Source organism: Neisseria sp. HMSC066H01, assembly GCF_001837375.1.
Classification (GTDB): Bacteria; Pseudomonadota; Gammaproteobacteria; order Burkholderiales; family Neisseriaceae; genus Neisseria.
In genome coordinates, this window is sequence record NZ_KV832200.1 from 54,979 (window position 1) to 73,133 (window position 18,155).

18 protein-coding genes and 1 pseudogene are annotated in these 18,155 nt (G+C 51.1%); 11 read left to right on the top strand and 8 right to left on the bottom strand.

Features of this window, described 5'->3' with window-relative positions:
• Positions 1–32 precede the first annotated feature (32 nt).
• From lpt3 to HMPREF2551_RS09890, 5 genes and pseudogenes are all read left to right on the top strand, one after another.
• On the top strand, positions 33–1,610 hold the full coding sequence (gene lpt3 / locus HMPREF2551_RS09870) for a lipooligosaccharide phosphoethanolamine transferase (RefSeq protein WP_143128535.1): 1,578 nt from the start codon (positions 33–35) through the stop codon (positions 1,608–1,610).
• A 65-nt stretch (positions 1,611–1,675) separates the two neighbouring features.
• Entirely contained in the window at positions 1,676–4,627 is a 2,952-nt protein-coding gene (locus tag HMPREF2551_RS09875) for a DUF3418 domain-containing protein (RefSeq protein ID WP_070838774.1), read from the top strand.
• A gap of 57 nt (positions 4,628–4,684) precedes the next feature.
• Positions 4,685–5,557, top strand: coding sequence for a DUF4747 family protein (locus HMPREF2551_RS09880; RefSeq protein ID WP_070838776.1), 873 nt, complete (start codon positions 4,685–4,687; stop codon positions 5,555–5,557).
• 17 nt (positions 5,558–5,574) lie between these two features.
• Positions 5,575–6,135: a hypothetical protein gene (locus HMPREF2551_RS09885; protein WP_070838778.1), complete on the top strand. Its 561-nt coding sequence runs from the start codon at positions 5,575–5,577 to the stop codon at positions 6,133–6,135.
• A gap of 91 nt (positions 6,136–6,226) precedes the next feature.
• Positions 6,227–6,580: pseudogene (locus HMPREF2551_RS09890) on the top strand (DNA-formamidopyrimidine glycosylase family protein); the annotation flags it as partial.
• 148 nt (positions 6,581–6,728) lie between these two features.
• Here the strand turns inward: HMPREF2551_RS09890 and HMPREF2551_RS09895 are convergent.
• From HMPREF2551_RS09895 to HMPREF2551_RS09905, 3 genes are all read right to left on the bottom strand, one after another.
• Positions 6,729–7,499 (bottom strand): ParA family protein, encoded by a 771-nt coding sequence (locus HMPREF2551_RS09895; RefSeq protein ID WP_070695186.1) that lies wholly within the window; start codon positions 7,497–7,499, stop codon positions 6,729–6,731.
• A gap of 67 nt (positions 7,500–7,566) precedes the next feature.
• Positions 7,567–8,196, bottom strand: a complete 630-nt coding sequence (gene rsmG, locus HMPREF2551_RS09900) for a 16S rRNA (guanine(527)-N(7))-methyltransferase RsmG (protein WP_036493627.1) — start codon at positions 8,194–8,196, stop codon at positions 7,567–7,569.
• Positions 8,197–8,278: 82 nt separating this feature from the next.
• A complete protein-coding gene (locus HMPREF2551_RS09905; RefSeq protein WP_049348509.1) occupies positions 8,279–8,773 on the bottom strand; it encodes a hypothetical protein in 495 nt (164 codons plus the stop codon).
• A gap of 431 nt (positions 8,774–9,204) precedes the next feature.
• On the opposite strand from HMPREF2551_RS09905, the gene HMPREF2551_RS09910 reads away from it, so the two are divergent.
• From HMPREF2551_RS09910 to HMPREF2551_RS09920, 3 genes are all read left to right on the top strand, one after another.
• Positions 9,205–10,677 (top strand): malate:quinone oxidoreductase, encoded by a 1,473-nt coding sequence (locus tag HMPREF2551_RS09910; RefSeq protein WP_070838780.1) that lies wholly within the window; start codon positions 9,205–9,207, stop codon positions 10,675–10,677.
• A gap of 141 nt (positions 10,678–10,818) precedes the next feature.
• Positions 10,819–11,601 carry an indole-3-glycerol phosphate synthase TrpC gene (gene trpC / locus HMPREF2551_RS09915; protein WP_070838782.1) on the top strand — a complete coding sequence of 261 codons (783 nt, stop codon included), beginning with the start codon at positions 10,819–10,821 and terminating at the stop codon, positions 11,599–11,601.
• Between the two features lie 63 nt (positions 11,602–11,664).
• The gene (locus HMPREF2551_RS09920) at positions 11,665–12,036 is read left to right on the top strand and encodes a DUF488 domain-containing protein (protein WP_063076206.1); all 372 of its coding nucleotides are present in this window, start codon (positions 11,665–11,667) and stop codon (positions 12,034–12,036) included.
• A gap of 72 nt (positions 12,037–12,108) precedes the next feature.
• Here HMPREF2551_RS09920 and HMPREF2551_RS09925 read toward each other — a convergent pair whose 3' ends face one another.
• The 5 genes from HMPREF2551_RS09925 to argG all read right to left on the bottom strand — a co-directional run bounded on the left by HMPREF2551_RS09925 (position 12,109) and on the right by argG (position 15,628).
• Complete coding sequence (locus HMPREF2551_RS09925; RefSeq protein ID WP_049336846.1) at positions 12,109–12,741, bottom strand: DUF421 domain-containing protein; 633 nt, start codon at positions 12,739–12,741, stop codon at positions 12,109–12,111.
• A 14-nt stretch (positions 12,742–12,755) separates the two neighbouring features.
• Positions 12,756–13,205: a DUF3290 family protein gene (locus HMPREF2551_RS09930; RefSeq protein ID WP_049343729.1), complete on the bottom strand. Its 450-nt coding sequence runs from the start codon at positions 13,203–13,205 to the stop codon at positions 12,756–12,758.
• A 178-nt stretch (positions 13,206–13,383) separates the two neighbouring features.
• Complete coding sequence (locus HMPREF2551_RS09935) at positions 13,384–13,980, bottom strand: DUF4240 domain-containing protein (protein ID WP_003749374.1); 597 nt, start codon at positions 13,978–13,980, stop codon at positions 13,384–13,386.
• Positions 13,981–14,025: 45 nt separating this feature from the next.
• Positions 14,026–14,241, bottom strand: coding sequence for a DUF4177 domain-containing protein (locus HMPREF2551_RS09940; protein ID WP_036493650.1), 216 nt, complete (start codon positions 14,239–14,241; stop codon positions 14,026–14,028).
• Between the two features lie 43 nt (positions 14,242–14,284).
• On the bottom strand, positions 14,285–15,628 hold the full coding sequence (gene argG / locus HMPREF2551_RS09945) for an argininosuccinate synthase (protein WP_070583756.1): 1,344 nt from the start codon (positions 15,626–15,628) through the stop codon (positions 14,285–14,287).
• A gap of 110 nt (positions 15,629–15,738) precedes the next feature.
• Here argG and HMPREF2551_RS09950 point away from each other — a divergent pair, with 110 nt between their 5' ends.
• From HMPREF2551_RS09950 to HMPREF2551_RS09960, 3 genes are read left to right on the top strand one after another with little or no spacing between them, the layout of a single operon-like run.
• Positions 15,739–16,539, top strand: a complete 801-nt coding sequence (locus HMPREF2551_RS09950; RefSeq protein ID WP_070838784.1) for a competence/damage-inducible protein A — start codon at positions 15,739–15,741, stop codon at positions 16,537–16,539.
• Positions 16,539–17,165, top strand: a complete 627-nt coding sequence (locus HMPREF2551_RS09955) for a phosphatase PAP2 family protein (protein WP_070838786.1) — start codon at positions 16,539–16,541, stop codon at positions 17,163–17,165. Before HMPREF2551_RS09950 ends, HMPREF2551_RS09955 begins: the two co-directional genes overlap by 1 nt.
• A gap of 12 nt (positions 17,166–17,177) precedes the next feature.
• On the top strand, positions 17,178–18,128 hold the full coding sequence (locus tag HMPREF2551_RS09960) for a YheT family hydrolase (RefSeq protein WP_070838788.1): 951 nt from the start codon (positions 17,178–17,180) through the stop codon (positions 18,126–18,128).
• The last annotated feature ends 27 nt before the right edge of the window (positions 18,129–18,155 follow it).

The window sequence follows — 18,155 nt, forward strand, 5'->3', positions numbered from 1 at the left end:
TCAATCAGTAAATTTTTTATTGTGAAATATTAATGATGAAAAAATCTTTCCTTGCGCTTGTTCTGTATTCGTCTTTGCTGACTGCCAGCGAAATTGCCTATCGCTTTGTATTCGGGATTGAAACCCTGCCGGCGGCGAAAATGGCGGAAACGTTTGCGCTGACATTTGTGATTGCTGCGCTGTATCTGTTTGCGCGTTATAAGGCGACGCGTTTGTTGATTGCGGTGTTTTTCGCGTTCAGCATTATTGCCAATAATGTGCATTATGCGGTTTATCAAAGTTGGATGACGGGCATTAACTATTGGCTGATGCTGAAAGAGGTTACCGAAGTCGGCAGCGCGGGCGCGTCGATGTTGGATAAGTTGTGGCTGCCTGCGTTGTGGGGCGTGGCGGAAGTTGTGTTGTTTTGCAGCCTTGCCAAGTTCCGCCGTAAGACGCATTTTGCCGCTGATATTTTATTTATTGCGGCGATGTTGTTGATTTTTGGACGTTCATTCAGTACGACGCAGGAACACGGTATTTCGCCCAAACCGACATATAGCCGCGTCAAAGCCAATTATTTCAGCTTCGGCTATTTTGTCGGGCGCGTGTTGCCGTATCAGTTGTTTGATTTAAGCAAGATTCCTGTGTTCAAACAGCCTGCACCAGGCAAAATCGGGCAAGGCAGTGTTCAAAATATCGTCCTGATTATGGGCGAGAGCGAAAGCGCGGCGCATTTGAAATTGTTTGGCTACGGACGCGAAACCTCGCCGTTTTTGACCCAACTTTCGCAAGCTGACTTTAAGCCGATTGTGAAGCAAAGCTATTCCGCCGCTTTGATGACAGCTGTGTCCCTGCCCAGCTTTTTCAATGCGATACCGCATGCCAACGGCTATGAGCAAATCAGCAGCGGCGATACCAATATGTTCCGCCTCGCCAAAGAGCAGGGCTATGAAACGTATTTTTACAGCGCGCAGGCTGAAAACGAGATGGCGATTTTGAACTTAATCGGTAAGAAATGGATAGACCATCTGATTCAGCCGACGCAACTTGGCTACGGCAACGGCGACAATATGCCTGATGAGAAGCTGCTGCCGCTGTTCGACAAAATCAATTTGCAGCAGGGCAAGCATTTTATTGTGTTGCATCAACGCGGTTCGCACGTCCCATACGGCGCATTGTTGCAGCCTCAAGATAAAGTATTCGGCGAAGCCAATATTGTGGATAAGTACGACAACACCATCCACAAAACCGACCAAATGATTCAAACCGTATTCGAGCAGCTGCAAAAGCAGCCTGACGGCAACTGGCTGTTTGCATATACCTCCGATCATGGCCAGTATGTGCGCCAGGATACCTACAATCAAGGCACGGTACAGCCCGACAGCTATCTCGTGCCGCTGGTGTTGTACAGCCCGGATAAGGCCGTGCAACAGGCTGCCAACCAGGTTTTTGCGCCTTGCGAGATTGCCTTCCATCAGCAGCTTTCAACGTTCCTGATTCATACGCTGGGCTACGATATGCCGGTTTCAGGTTGTCGCGAAGGCTCGGTAACGGGCAACCTGATTACAGGCGATGCAGGCAGTTTGAACATTCGCGACGGCAAGGCGGAATATGTTTATCCGCAATAAGCGGCGTGAAAACCAATAAAGACAAATTTAGATGATGTCGGGGAAGATGCCCGACCGACAAGACTATGCAAAATATGAAAAACCAAATACGCCGATCAGGCATGGATGCCCGATCCAACCCAGCCAATGTTTCAGACGGCCTGCAAAACAGTTCGGGTCATATCGGTACCAACACGCGCTACCGCCTGACCAAGCTCGGCGAGCAAATGGCGCGCCTGCCCATTGACCCGAAAATCGCACGCATTTTGTTGGCGGCGAAGAAACACGACTGCATGGCGGAAATATTGGTGATTGCGTCCGCGCTATCGATTCAAGATCCGCGCGAGCGGCCGTTGGAAGCGCGCGATGCCGCGGCTAAGGCGCACGAGCGTTTTACCGACAAGCAATCCGACTTTCTTGCCTATCTGAATATTTGGGACAGCTTTCAGCGCGAGCGCGATAAAGGTTTGTCCAACAAGCAGTTGGTGCAATGGTGCCGCCAATATTTCCTGTCGCACCTGCGGATGCGCGAATGGCGCGAGCTGCACCACCAGCTTGCCCAAACCGCGATTGAAATGGGCTTGACCACCAAAGAAGCCGCGTTTAGACAACCTCCTTCCCAAGAACAATTAAGGCCGTCTGAAAGCCAAGGCGACCAAGATTTGGCGGCAAAGCTCAAACAAAAACAACTGGATAAGAAACAACACCGCGCCCAAATCCGTGCCGCCAAAGAAGCCGGCTACGAACAAATCCACCGTGCCCTGCTGACCGGCCTTATCGCCAACGTCGGCATGAAATCGCCCGACGGCAACGACTACACCGGCGCGCGCGGCAGCCGTTTCCACCTGTTCCCCGCCTCAGCCCTGTTCAAAGCCAAACCCAAATGGGTGATGGCGGCAGAATTGGTTGAGACCACGCGCCTTTACGCGCGCGACGTCGCCGTTATCCAGCCCGAATGGATCGAGCAGGAAGTGCCGCATCTCGTCCGCTACCACTATTTCGAGCCGCACTGGGAGCAAAAACGCGGCGAAGTAGTCGCCAGCGAACGCGTGACGCTTTACGGCTTGACCGTATTGCCGCGCCGCCCCGTGTCTTACGGCAAAGTTGCGCCCGAAGAAGCGCGCGAAATCTTTATCCGCGGCGCATTGGTGGCGCAGGAAAGCAATCTTCAGACGGCCTTTTTTGTTCACAATAAAAAGCTGATTAAAGAAATTACCGAACTCGAACACAAATCGCGCAAGCAAGACGTATTGGTCGATGACGAAGCTCTGTTTGCGTTTTATAACGAACGGCTGCCCGAGCTGGTGTGGAAAGACGCGAAAGGCGGCGTTTGGGGAAGCGAAGAGGGCGGACAAACCCAGTCGGATAACGCAGCCGGACAAAACGGGCAAGCAAACCAGCGCAACGCAGAGAGTGTGGCGCAAGCCGCGCACGCAGATTCCAAAGATACATCCAACCGCGAGCGCGAACCGAGTTCACATATCCGACAAAATGTCTCAGATGACCCCAAACCCAAAAAGCAGCCAGCATCTCAAAAAGGCCGTCTGAAACCTTTGCCCCTTGCCGATATCCGCACCTTTGAAGCCTGGCTCAAAACCGCCGAACGCGACAATCCGCGCCTGTTGTTCCTCAGCCGCGACGATCTGATGCAACACGCCGCCGCGCACATTACCGAAGAGCAGTTCCCCAAATTCTGGCAAACCGCAGACGGCAAGTTCAAACTTTCCTACCGCTTCGAGCCGCACCATCCGCTCGACGGCGTGACCATGACCGTGCCGCTGACCGTCCTCAACCGCCTGCACGCGCCGTCGCTCGAATGGCTGGTGCCCGGTATGTTGCGCGAAAAAATCCAGCTGCTGATTAAAGCCCTGCCGAAGCAAATCCGCCGCATTTGCGTACCCGTGCCCGATTTCATCACCAAATTTCTCGAAAGCAATCCCGACCGCCAAGCGGCCATCATTCCCCAGTTGGCACACTTTATCGCTAAAAGCGCCGGCGATATGCGGATTCTCGAGCAAATCGACCAAGACGCATGGGCGGCGCAAGAATTGCCCGAACACTGCTATCTGAATCTGCGCATTATCGACGACGGCGGACAAGAGCTTGCCGGCGGCCGCAAACTACACGAGTTGCAACAACAACTCGGCCAAGCCGCCGCCGTTACCTTCCGCGACAACACCCAAGAATTCGAGCGCGACAACGTGACCACATGGGACATCGGCACCCTGCCCGAATCCATTAAGTTCGCACGCGGCAAACAACAGCTCACCGGCTACCTCGGCCTGCAAAAAGAAAAAGACGGCCGCATCGCCCTGCGCCTGTTCGACACTAACGAAGCCGCCGAACAGGCACACCGTCAAGGCGTAATCGAATTGATGAAGCTGCAACTAAAAGAGCAGGTAAAAGATTTGAACAAAGGCATCCAAGGCTTTACCCAAGCCGCCATGCTGCTCAAACACATCAACGCCGACACCCTGCGCGACGACCTCACCCAAGCCGTCTGCGACCGCGCCTTTATCGGCGACGACGAGCTGCCCCGCAACGAAAAAGCCTTTAAAGAGCAAATCAAACGCGCCCGCAGCCGCCTGCCTGCCGTCAAAGAAGCCCTCAGCCGCTACTTGCAGGAAACCGCCGCCGCCTATGCCGAACTCAACGGCAAACTCGGCAAACACCCATTGACCCACCTTCTAAGACTACGCCTGCAAACCCTGCTCGCTGCCGGCTTCGCCACCCGCACCCCGTGGGCACAATGGCCGCGCCTGCCCATCTACCTCAAAGCCATGACCCTGCGCCTCGAAAAATACAGCAGCAACCCATCACGAGACGCCGCCCGCGAAGCCGATATTCAAGAGCTGGAACAAATGTGGCAGGAAAAAACCGACAGCCTGATCAAACAAGGCCTCCCCATTTCAGATGGCCTTGCAGGGTTTAAATGGATGATTGAGGAATTGAGGGTGTCGCTGTTTGCACAGGAATTGAAGACACCGTATCCAGTGTCGGTGAAGAGGTTGTTGAAGGAGTGGGGAAAGTACGTGTAAAATAACGGACATTTATTGTTAGTCTTTGTTAACAAGCTCTACCAAAGGATTTTATCTATGTCTCGCAAAAAAACCATTGAGATATCAGGAGTTAATATCGTTACTCAACCACACTCTCCTGATAAATATGTTGAAATTATTCGTTCTATTAATCAAAAAGCTGTTCCTGTTCGTGGAAATGAATATTTGATGATTTCAGGTCTTCGTCCTCATCTGAATAATGATTGGTCAACAGGTATAGAGGGGGAATTGGTAAAATTCTCCAATATTGATGAACATGCCCAATGGGTTGATATTACATCTGGGAAACTTGCGGAAGACGGAGATGTCCCTAAACTCCCTTCACATCTTCGTCCCAATGGTGCATTGTTTCCTTTTATCTTCCACACAACTGGAAGAAGAACCTCACATAGATTGTTTTATATTAGTAAATCACGAAATTCAAACTCCAAGAAAACTGAAACATTATCTCCCAATTTTGTAGAACGATTATTTACTACCTTATTCTCAGAAGAGTATATTGCTTCTCAATTTAATTCTATTAAAATCACTGTTATTCCTGAGAACTCTGCTTTAGATTCAATTTTCAAATTGCCTAAACTAAATAAGTTGTTTCTTCAAATTACCCCACCAAATCCAGATGATTTAGAAGATGTTGAGAAATCAGTTTACTCGAGATTAAGCAGTATGAATGTTGCCAAGGAAGAACAAACATATTACGGTGAAAAAGATGAATCCATTAAACCAGATTTAGAATTAAGGCAGCTTACAGAAGTTGCCTCTCAAAATGGATATGTTAGTGGTGTTGGTAAAAATCCTGATAATATTACTGTTCATTTATCCACAAAGGATAAACCGCTAAGAGAACCAATCACAGTAGATAACGACGGAGTATCGGAGCGCGAGGCTTTACGAAGTTTTCGTCCTTAATCTTTAAGGAGTCAGAAATGTTTTCTCAATGGAATGGAACAATAGGAATTATCCGTAGATATTGGCAAAATTATGGTGGATTTGCAGCAATAATTACATCTCCATATTTGCATATTTCTATTTTTCTTTTAATTCTGACCATTCCATTTTGGTTTTATAACAAATGGAGGGAGCAAAGTTTATCAATTATTCCGAGCATTTTAGGATTTACCATTGGTGGATTTGCTATTTTCTTAGGCTATGGAAATGATAAATTTAGAAGTTTATTAGCTACTGAAGATGATAAAGGAAAATCCCCATATCTTGATGTAACAACTACATTTCTACATTTTGTAATTATGCAAACACTAACATTAGCAGTTGCATTAATTGCCAATTCTGTTAATGTAATCCCAATTATGGAGATTACGAATGCAAATCGCTGTATCTGTATATCTACTATTTGGTTTCTATTAGGTTTTTTAGGATATGGTATTTTTCTTTATAGTATTCTTTTGACATTTGCAGTTTGTTTTGCTTTATACAGATTAGTCTGTCTCTATATAAAATTTGAAACTATTCAAGCTAAAAACCAGTAAAACCAATCTTAATGCAATCAGATTGCACTACACATATAGTAATATCTCTTAGAATAGTAATATCTCTTAGAAACTTACAAAATACTCCACCATGCCCGAACTTCCTGAAGTGGAAACCACTTTGCGCGGCATTGCGCCGCACATCATCAATCAAGCCGTTTCCACTGTAACCATCCGCCAGCCCAAGCTGCGCTGGCAAATTCCACCCGCGCTGCCTGAAACCCTGCGCCATCTTGTTGTGCGCGAATGTCGTCGCCGCGCCAAATATCTGCTCATCCGTTTTGATACGGGCGTGCTGCTGATTCACTTGGGCATGTCGGGCAGCCTGCGGATTTGGCAGAGCAACGCACCCGCAGCGGGCAAGCACGATCATGTGGACATCGCGTTTGCCAACAGCACGCTGCTGCGCTACCATGACCCGCGCCGCTTTGGCGCAATTTTATGGCTGGCAGCAAGCCGTAGCCTCCATGCAACCGCGTGCGTGCCTTAAGGCACGCACGCGGTCTTTTTAAAAAGTTCTTTCCAGCTAAACCAAAGGCCGTCTGAAAGTATTTCCCAACTTTCAGACGGCCTTTTTATATTCATATTTCTGTTTATTTTTCCAACCGTGCAATCAGTTCATCGGCCAAGTCGAGATAAGCTTGGGTGCCTTTGGCGTGGGCGTCGTAGGCGAGGGCGGGGAGGCCGTGGCTGGGGGCTTCGGCGAGGCGGATGTTGCGGGGGATGACGGTATCGAAGAGCAGGTTGCCGAAGTGTTGTTTGAGCTGTTCGCTGACTTCGACGACGAGGCGGCTGCGGCTGTCGTACATGGTGCGGACGATGCCGGTTACGTCGAGGTTGGGATTGATGGCTTGGCGGATTTTGCGGACGGTGGCCACGAGGTCGGAGATGCCTTCGAGGGCGTAGTATTCGCAAAGCATGGGGACGATGACGCCGTTGGCGGCGACCAGGCCGTTGAGGGTGAGCAGGGTCAGGGACGGGGGGCAGTCGATGAGGACGTAGTCGTAGTCGTCGGCAACGAGCTGCAGGGCGTTTTTGAGGCGGATTTCGCGTGCGATTTCTTGGACGAGTTCGACTTCTGCGCCGGCCAGTGTGCGGTTGGCGCCCAATACGTCGTAGCCGCCTTCTTTGCTGCGGACGACGGCGTTGGGAATGTCGGTTTCGCCGAGGACAACTTGATATACGCCGTTTTCGATGGTGGCTTTGTTGATGCCGCTGCCTGTGGTGGCGTTGCCTTGGGGGTCGAGGTCGACGACGAGGACGCGGCGGCCTTTGGAGGCTAGGGAGGCGGCTAGGTTGACGGTGGTGGTGGTTTTGCCGACTCCGCCTTTTTGGTTGGCGACGGCGAGGATTTGTGCGCTCATGTGCTTTGCTGTCGTGTTAAGTGTGGATGGCTGGATTGTACCGTTATTCGGTATGCTTGGGTTGTTTTCAGACGGCCTTTTTGCGGATGATGACGATATGGCGTTCGGCATTGAGTTGGGGGACGTGCAATGCTTCGACTTTTTCGACGGCGACGCTTTCGGGCAGTTTGTCGATTTCTTCTTGCGGATATACGCCTTTCATGGCCGCCCAGTAGCCGCCGTCTTTGAGGAGGTGTTCGGTCCAGTTGACGAAGTCGGCGAGTTCGGCAAAGGCGCGGCTGGTGATGACGTCGGCGCGGCAGTCGGCGGCGGCTTCTACGCGGCCGCTGATGACGCGGACGTTTTTAAGGCCGAGTTCGATGACGGCTTGTTGCAGAAAGGCGGTTTTTTTGGTGTTGGCATCGAGGAGGGTGATGTCGAGGTCGGGGCGGCAGATGGCGGTGGGTATGCCGGGCTGTCCGCCGCCGGAGCCGACGTCGAGCATGGTTTGGGCGTGTTCGATATAGGGCAGGAGGGTCAGGCTGTCGAGCAGGTGGTGGCTGACGGTTTGGGCGGGGTCGCGCAGGGCGGTCAGGTTGTAGGTTTTGTTCCACTTTTGCAGCAGGGCGGCATAGTCTAGCAGTTTGGCCTGTTTGGCTTCGTCGATGTCCAAACCCAGTGCCTGTATGCCGTCGCGGAGCTGTTGCGCCTGATTCATTTGTTATTCCTTATTGGTTAAAACGCGTTGGATGTAATGGTAACGGAAAGCATGCCGTCTGAAAATGTTTGCGCCTGTTGAATCAACGTTTCATTTTGTGAAAGACGATGGGCTGCTCCGGCGCGCGCGTGAGCTGTTTGGGCAGGGTCAGCATGGCGATAATCCATACGGAGAGGGTGTAGTAAAACACGCCTTGCCCGCGCATACCGGCCAATGCGGCATTGCCTAAGATGGCTTCAAAAATCAAGCCTGCCGCCGCCGAGGCACACGCTGCGACACCGGCAAGGAATAGGGCGTAACGCGAATGCCGGCGCATCATTTTTTTATACGCCAGCTTGGTCAGCCCGCCGGCAATCGGCAGGTTGAGGAAGGCAAACATGCCGCAGACGAACCATGCGACGGAATCCTGCCAGCCGCTTTGCCATGCCCACGCGCCGTCTTTGACCGTAACCAACAGCCCTTGGCCGTCTGAAAAGGCGATTTGCACGATATTGTGCAATATCATCGCCAGCGGCAGGGTGAGGAACATCAGTGCGACCAATAGGGGGCGGTAGGGCTTTTCTTGTGTCAGATACATGGCGGTTTGCCTTGTTGTGGGATAAGTCGAAATGATAGCAGATTGGCGGTTGATTCACGTTTGTTAGCGCTGAAATTGCTGACAAAAACGGTCAATTAAAAAAGAAATGAAAAATTCTTTTTTCTTGGCAAACCTTGGCGGATAAAGGGTAAGAAAACGTTTTCAGACGGCCTAATCTCTTATTTTTATATGAACCGAACAGAAAATCTTTGCATTTCTCCGTAAAATCTACTAAATTCTCAATAACATATTATAAAGACCTGAAATCTGGAACCCAAACCGAAACTGCCTCCCGCCCTTTACGCTCGGAAACTCAGCAGGCAAAAAAGTTTCACACACTACAAAAACAAAACAATTCCTCTGAAATCAGTTGTTTATAATGATAGATAACCACAAGGCAAACCATGCCTGACTTTAGTAGGAGTAAAACCATGGCTGAAGCAACCGATGTCGTATTAGTAGGCGGCGGCATTATGAGCGCCACTTTGGGCGTATTGCTCAAGGAGCTCGAACCATCTTGGGAAATTACCCTGATCGAACGCTTGGAAGATGTAGCGTTGGAATCATCAAATGCATGGAACAACGCCGGTACGGGACACTCTGCCCTGTGCGAATTGAACTATGCCCCCCTGACTGCCGACGGTACGATCGATCCGACCCGCGCCCTCAATATTGCCGAACAATTCCACATCAGCCGCCAGTTTTGGGCGAGCTTGGTCGAAGAAGGCAAACTGGCCAACCGCACTTTCATCAATTCCGTTCCCCACATGTCGCTGGTGATGAACGCCGATCATTGCGATTATCTGCAAAAACGTTTCGATGTGTTCAAAAACCAAAAACTCTTCGAAAAAATGGAGTTTTCTACCGACCGCGCCAAAATTGCCGAATGGGCGCCGCTGGTTGTCAACGGCCGTGATGAAAACCAATCCATCGCCGCCAACTACTCCGCCGAAGGTACGGACGTTGATTTCGGTAATCTGACCCGCCAAATGGTGCAATATCTGCGCGAAAAAGACGTGAAAATGGAATTCAACCGCCATGTTGAAGACATCAAACGCGAATCTGACGGCGCGTGGGTACTCAAAACCTGTAACACCGAAAACCATGAAGACCATTTGACCCTCCGCACCCGCTTCCTCTTCCTTGGAGCAGGCGGCGGCGCACTGACCCTGCTGCAAAAATCCGGTATTCCGGAAGGCAAAGGCTACGGCGGCTTCCCCGTTTCCGGTCTGTTCTTCCGCAACAGCAACCCTGAAACCGTTGCCCAACACAATGCCAAAGTGTACGGTCAAGCTTCCGTTGGCGCGCCTCCTATGTCCGTTCCGCACTTGGATACCCGCAACGTGAACGGCGAACGCCATTTGATGTTCGGCCCGTATGCAGGCTTCCGCCCCAACTTCCTCAAACAAGGCTCGCTCATGGATTTGCCGATGTCCATCCACATGGACAACTTCTATCCTATGCTCCGCGCCGGTTGGGCTAATATGCCGCTGACCAAATACCTCTTGGGTGAATTGCGCAAAACCAAAGAAGAACGCTTCGCCTCGCTGCTCGACTACTATCCCGAAGCCAACCCTGACGATTGGGAACTAATTACCGCCGGTCAGCGTGTGCAAATCATCAAAAAAGACCCGAAAAAAGGCGGCGTACTCCAATTCGGTACCGAAATCGTCGCCCATGCCGACGGCTCGCTGGCTGCATTGCTGGGCGCGTCTCCCGGTGCATCGACAGCAGTTCCGCTGATGATCAGACTTGTTCACCAATGCTTCCCCGATCATGCCGAATCATGGTCAGGCCGTCTGAAAGAATTGGTGCCCGGTTACGGCATCAAGCTGAACGACAATCCGTCTTTGGCAGACGAAATCATCAGCCGCAACGCGACCGTTTTGGGCATACACCACTAATTGAAGCAAGCACAAAGGCGGGCATTCTTGCCCGCCTTTTTTCAAACCATTAAAATAACGGCATTCAGGCCGTCTGAAACCTAATCGGCAACGGCATGTTGCACGATTCAAACCCGAAAATCAGCTCAGTAGAAAAACGCCATGACCGATATTCTCAACAAAATCCTTGCCACTAAAGCAGAAGAAGTGGCTGCCCAAAAAGCCGCCGTTTCCTTGGAAGACATCAAAGCCCAAGCGCAGGCAGCCGCGCCGGTTCGCAGCTTTATCGGCTCGATCCGTGAAAAACATGCGCAGAATCTGCCTGCCATTATTGCCGAAGTCAAAAAAGCCAGCCCGAGCAAAGGCCTGATCCGCCCTGATTTTCATCCTGCCGAAATCGCCGCCGCCTATGAAAAAGCCGGCGCGGCCTGCTTGTCCGTGTTGACGGACGAACCTTATTTCCAAGGCTCGCCCGAATATTTGAAACAGGCGCGTGCGGCCGTGGCGCTGCCGGTCTTGCGTAAAGATTTCATCATCGACGAATACCAAATCTATCAGGCGCGCGCGTGGGGTGCGGATGCAATTCTCCTGATTGCCGCCGCACTGGAAGCCGGGCAGCTTGAGCGTTTTGAAGCCGTTGCCCACGAATTGGGCATAACCGTATTGTTGGAATTGCACGATGCGTCCGAGCTGGAAAAATGCCGCAACATGACCACGCCGTTGTGGGGCGTCAACAACCGCAACCTGCGTACGTTTGAAGTTACCCTGCAACAAACCCTCGACCTTTTGCCCGAATTAAACGGCAAAACCGTTGTTACCGAAAGCGGCATCCGCAACAAAGAAGACGTCGATTTCATGCGCGGCCACGGTGTGCATACTTTCCTGATCGGCGAAACCTTTATGCGAGCCGAAGATATTGAAGCCGAAGTCAAAAAACTGTTCTAAACCCAAAAAACATCAGGCCGTCTGAATTTTCAGACGGCCTGAATCCATTGGAGACGAGAAAAAATGTTTACCGTACAGCGCATTTACGCCTATCAACCCGATTCTAAACAAACCGCCGTCTTTATCGACCGCCTTTATCCGCGCGGCGTCCGCAAAGAGATTTTTGCCACTGCGCTTTGGCTGAAAGACATTACACCCAGTGCAAACCTGCGTCGCTGGTATCACGAAAATCCGACTGAGAATTTTGACAGTTTTGTCAGCCGTTATCATGAAGAGCTGCAAGGCGATACCGAGCAGGCCACCATCAAACGGGTGCTGGATTTGGAAAAACAGCACGGCAATATTTTATTGCTGACCGCCGTCAAAGATCCCCGACATTCCCACGTTTCCGCGCTGGCTCAATTTTTGGGCGCAACGTTTGAATATCGCGATTAAAAAATCAGTGTTTGAGCTGAATACAAAAAGGCCGTCTGAAACTTGCATTTCAGACGGCCTGCTATTTTCAAATCAAGAAGGATAACGGTGTGCCACCAATTTTCCGTCTATGTATTCGCCGATATAGACTTGCGAGGCTTCAAGGTGGAGGCGGTCAAGTTCCTGTTGCAGCCATTCTTCATCACGCTTAATGATTTCGAGGATGTCGGGGTCAACTTGGCCGTCTGTAATCAGTGGATAGCGCAGGCTTTCGTCGCCGTACTTAATGACGGCGAGCTGGCCGTTTTGTTCCATCACGGCACGTTTGACGGCAGAGATTTCGTAGATGCCGGCGGCGCGGAGTTTGAACATGAGGTCGTGTGCGCTGATGCCGTTTTTCATGCATTCATCGGTTTGGATTTTGCCGTTGACGATAACCCAGACGGATTTGCCGTCAATGATGGATTTGACCCAGCGGTTGTGGTTTTTGATGAATTTCAGGCTCAAGACCAACAGCGTCCACAAAATCAGCACGAGGAAAAATTGCAACAGGCCGACGCTGTCGCTGTAAATCACGCCGCCGATGATGCCGCCGAGTACATAGTTTTGCACTTGGTCCATGGCGGAGGTCGGCGCGAGGTTGCCTTTACCTAAGAGGTTGATTTGCAAAATCAAACCTAAAATACCCATCAGCAGTTTGAGGGCGAGCAGGGAGTATGCTTCCATGTGTGTGTATCCTGTTATTCTTTATCGATGAGTTCGATATTGTTGTTGACCAAATTGATGGGCGTCAGCGTGTAGGCGGAGAAGTCTTGATTGAAATGGACTTCATAGTATTGGTTTTTGATGCCGATAATCATGCCGTTGAACAGGCGCGTGCTGTTGACGATGATGTCTTGTTTTTCAACTTTTTGGTTTTCAATCAAGGCATTGAGAAAACCCACCATGCGCGAAGTATCGGCGGCAAAGTTTTGACGCTCGCTGTACGAAAGATATTGCGTGCCGCAGATGAGGATGAGCAGCAACAGTGCAATAATGCTCAGGTCGCGGTATTTGGTGTCCATGCGGTGGCGCAGGTATTGCGATACGGCGAGCAGGAGGACGACAAGGGCGGCGAAAATCAGGACGTATTTCAAGTAGTCGTTGAAATACATATGGTTTTCAAGATAAAAGTGGGAAAAGAATTTCATGGTATTCAGTAGCTTTGAGGAGGGTAATCAGGCCGTCTGAAACATAAATTTCAGACGGCCTCGTCTATTAAACAAGGATGTTGCGTTAAGTTTTCAAAATAGGGTGTTTTTAAAGCGGTATCAGTTGATAAATCCGTCGTCTTTCATTTTCTTTTCGGATATGTATTTAATTGTACATTCATACACATATATATTTTTGATAGGTATTGGGTAGTATCACGGCAAGATCTTCCAGTGTCCAATTTCTATTGGACTGAAAGGTGGGAGAGTTTAATTCTTGCTGTTCGATTTTTTGCCACTCTGTGTTGGCTTTTGGGGCGAATTCTTTGGTAGTTTTTTCGAATGCGCGAATACCGATGCGGTTTCTCTTGCTGTATATTCTGCCTGCCAAGTAACGTTGTTCAGGAAACTCATGCTCATGCCCCTTCAAGTTACCACTGCAATAGTTTTGAGTAGCTTCAGTATCAGCCAGCCGATCGGCATCATGTAAAACAGCAAGATAGTGGCTTTTACCTTGCAAAATCAGCCAAGCTGCAAAGCCATAAGTATTGTATTTATGCTTACCACCGTACACCAAAGATAGCGCAGACCAAATTAATCTATTGGGACTGGCAATAATTGTGCATTCGTACATCTTAAAGAAATAATCGAAATATAATAAATCCTCATCTGGTAAAGATTCCAATAACCGATTCAAGTTTTGGTTGAATTCCCCAATATTGCGAGATTCAGGACGTGCTTGATCAATGATGTTCCAAAAATCGTTGATTGTCATGGCTCCAATCTTCCGAATAATCCGAGACAGGCATAGACGCCGAGTTTAAACACGTTCTTTTTCCAAAATGACGACGTAGGCTTCACGCACGAAAAACAGCAGCATGCGGCGTTGGTCTTTTTCCATGGTAACGACCTTCCAGCCTTGCGAAGCGTGGCTGTTGAGGAAATCGCTGAATTTGACCGGATTGATTTTGGCGCTGCCGAAAATCAAGCTGGAAAGCAGGTTCTCTTGATAAATGACGGCTTTATATTCTTTCATTTTATTCCTTTAAAATAAGGGGGCCTTAAAGCCCCCTATGATTCTACTCTTTATTGTTCAACTGCGGCAATACGGAACCTTCGCCCAAGGACAACAAACCGCTTTGCGAGTAAATGCCCAGTTTGGCGCGGGTGTCGGTGATGTCGAGGTTGCGCATGGTCAGTTGGCCGATGCGGTCGAGCGGTGTGAACGCGGCGTCTTCGACTTTTTCCATGCTCAGGCGTTCGGGTTGGTAGGTCAGGTTGGGCGATTCGGTGTTCAGAATCGAGTAGTCGTTGCCGCGGCGCAGTTCGAGGGTTACTTCGCCGGTGATGGCTTTGGCGACCCAGCGTTGGGCGGTTTCGCGCAACATGAGGGCTTGGCTGTCGAACCAGCGGCCTTGGTAGAGCAGGCGGCCGAGGCGCAGGCCGTTGATGCGGTATTGTTCGATGGTGTCTTCGTTGTGGATGCCGGTGACCAAACGCTCGTAGGCGATGTGGAACAACGCCATGCCTGGGGCTTCGTAGATGCCGCGTGATTTGGCTTCGATAATGCGGTTTTCGATTTGGTCGCTCATGCCCAAGCCGTGGCGGCCGCCGATGCGATTGGCTTCGAGGAAGAGTTCGACAGGATCGGCGTATTCTTTGCCGTTCAGTGCAACCGGCACGCCTTCTTCAAAGCGTACGCTGACTTCTTCGGGTTTGACTTCGACGTTTTCGTCCCAGAAGGCAACGCCCATGATGGGCTTAACGATTTTGATGCCGCTGTTGAGGAATTCCAAGTCTTTAGCTTCGTGGGTGGCACCCAGCATGTTGGAGTCGGTAGAGTAGGCTTTTTCAACCGACATTTTGTAGTTGAAGCCGTTGGCAATCAGAAATTCGCTCATTTCGTGACGGCCGCCGAGTTCGTCGATAAATTGTTGGTCGAGCCAAGGTTTGTAGATTTTCAGTGCCGGATTGGTCAAGAGGCCGTAGCGGTAGAAACGCTCGATGTCGTTGCCTTTGTAGGTGCTGCCATCGCCCCAGATGTTGACGTCGTCTTCTTTCATGGCGGAAACGAGCATGGTGCCGGTCACGGCACGGCCTAGAGGCGTGGTGTTGAAGTAGGCGATGCCGCCGGTGGAAACATGGAATGCGCCGCATTGGATGGCGGCAATGCCTTCGTGTGCCAGCTGTGCGCGGCAGTCAATCAGGCGGGCGTTTTCTGCGCCGTATTCCATCGCTTTTTTAGGAATGGCGTTGTAATCGTCTTCGTCAGGTTGGCCGAGGTTGGCGGTGTAGGCATAAGGCAGCGCGCCTTTGAGTTTCATCCACAGCAGTGCGGCAGAGGTATCAAGACCGCCGGAGAAGGCGATGCCGACTTTTTGACCGATGGGGAGATTTTGTAAAATGGTATGGTTTTGGCTCATTGGAATTCCTCCAGACTTGAAAAGTTGAAACCATTATCTTATAAATGGAATACATTGTCAGCAATTAGGCCGTCTGAATGTTCGGAGGGCCGTATTAAAGAAACCTCATCATGAACGCTTTTAACCTCATCATCATCGGCGACGAAATCCTGCACGGCAGCCGTCAAGACAAGCATTTCGCCTTTTTTAAATTTTTATTGGAATCGCACGGGCTGAAGCTCAATCAGGTGCAATATCTGCCTGACGAGCCCGATTTGCTGGTCAAGCAGCTGCGCCGCAGCTTTTCAGACGGCCTGCCGACTTTCGTGACCGGCGGTATCGGTTCTACGCCTGACGACCACACGCGCCAAGCCGCAGCGGCCGCTTTGGATTTGCCTGTCGTCCGCCATCCTGAAGCCGCTAAGTTTATCGAAGGCGTGACCCGGAAACGCGGTGAACCGCTTGATTCGCCGGAACACGCCCAACGCCTGAAGATGGCGGATTTTCCCGAAGGCGCGGAATTGGTGCCCAATCCGTTTAACAACATCGCCGGATTTTCCATCTGCGAGCATTATTTCTTTCCCGGTTTCCCCGTGATGGCGCACCCGATGGCCGAATGGGTATTGGAAACTTATTACGCCGACCGCTTTAACCAAACCGAACGCGGCAGCCGCAGCGTGTATGTGTTCAACCAACCCGAATCTCGCATTACGCCGATTATGGAACATCTTGAGCGTACCTACGCCGGTATCCGCTCGTACAGCCTGCCCACAGTGAGCCGTACCGATTCAGACGGCCGTTATACTCCGCCGCATATCGAGTTCGGCATCAAAGCGGAAGGCGAGGCCTGCCGATTGCTGGATGCGGCGTGGGAAGATGCGTTGCAGGGTTTGCAGGCGATTGGCGCGACTTTGAAAGAAACGGTGGAATAATGCACTTATCCCCAGCCCAATCCAGACGCGCACTGACTTTTACCTCTTTGCTGTTTTTACCGCCAACCCTCATCATCGGCATTTGGCTGGCTCAATATGGCGGCTTCGCTTTTGAGCCGCCTCTGATGCACGCCGTCCATACCCACGCGGGAACATGGTTTGACCCGATTGCCACCGTGTTGCACTATCTGGGCAAAACCGCGATTGCCGTGCCGCTGATCGGCGCAGTTGCCGCCGCCCTGTATTTTGCCGATAAGAAGCGCGAAGCACTGTTTTGCGTGTTGGCGGCATTGGTGCCGACTTTGAACATGCTGATTGTGAAAGTATGGTTTGCCCGCGAACGTCCGTTGCTTTGGCCGCGCCTGATTGAGGAGAGCAATTTTTCCTTTCCCAGCGGCCACAGTACGTTTTCCGCCGCCATTGCCGTCATGCTGATATTGCTTTGCCGCCGCACGCGCTATCGCCGCGCCGCTTGGATAGGCGGTATTTCCTTTGCCCTGTTGACCGGGTTTTCACGCATTTATTTGGGCGTGCATTATCCCACCGATGTTTGGGCAGGCTGGACAAACGGCACGCTGACTGCCTTGCTGGTGTATATGCTCATCTTCAGGCCGTCTGAAAAATAGAAGAAACGAATCATGAATACACGTTCACCCAACACGCCTTATTGGCTCAGAAACGGTCATGCCGACACCCTGTTTGCCAAGCTGCTGCAAGGCAAGGCGCCCGACTACCGCCGCGAGCTTCTGCCCGACAGTACCGGCAAAACCCAAGTTGCCTACGATTTTGTCGACAGCGCTGACCTCGATGCGCCGTTGGTAGTTTTGTTCCACGGACTGGAAGGCAGTAGCGAAAGCCATTACGCGGTCGAATTGATGAAAGCCGTACAGCAGCGCGGTTGGAACGGCGTGGTTGCCCATTTCCGCAGTTGCGGCGGCATAGAAAACACCGCGCCCGTGTTCTACCACCTCGGCGATACGCCCGAAATTGCCTTTATGCTCAACACGTTGGCACAACGCTATTCAACCATCTACGCTGTCGGCGTTTCTTTGGGGGGCAATGCTTTGGCCAAATATTTGGGCGAGCAGGGCAGCAATGCCGTTCCGCGCGCTTCTGCCGTCGTTTCCGCACCGGTTGATGCCGTAGCGGCAGGGACGCGTTTTGATCAGGGTATGACGCGACTGATTTACACGCGCTATTTTTTAAATTCGCTGTTGCCGAAAGCCCGAGCGATTCCCCGGTTTCAGACGGCCTTAAGCCAGCAAAACTGCAAAACGCTTGGCGATTTTGACGACCGCTTTACCGCGCCGCTACACGGTTTTGCCGACCGTCATGATTACTATCGCCGCAATTCCTGTAAACCGTTCCTGAAAGGCGTGGATACGCCGTTGCTGCTGCTCAATGCCGTCAACGACCCTTTCCTGCCGCCGGAAGCCCTGCCGACCGGGCGGGACGTGTCCTCGGCTGTTACGCTGCTGCAACCGGCATACGGCGGTCATGTCGGCTTTGTCAGCCGCGATCAAGGCCGTCTGAATCTGCAATGGTTGCCGCAAACCGTGTTGGACTATTTCAAACAGTATCAGCCGTAAATAGAAAAGGGCATATGTGCAGACATG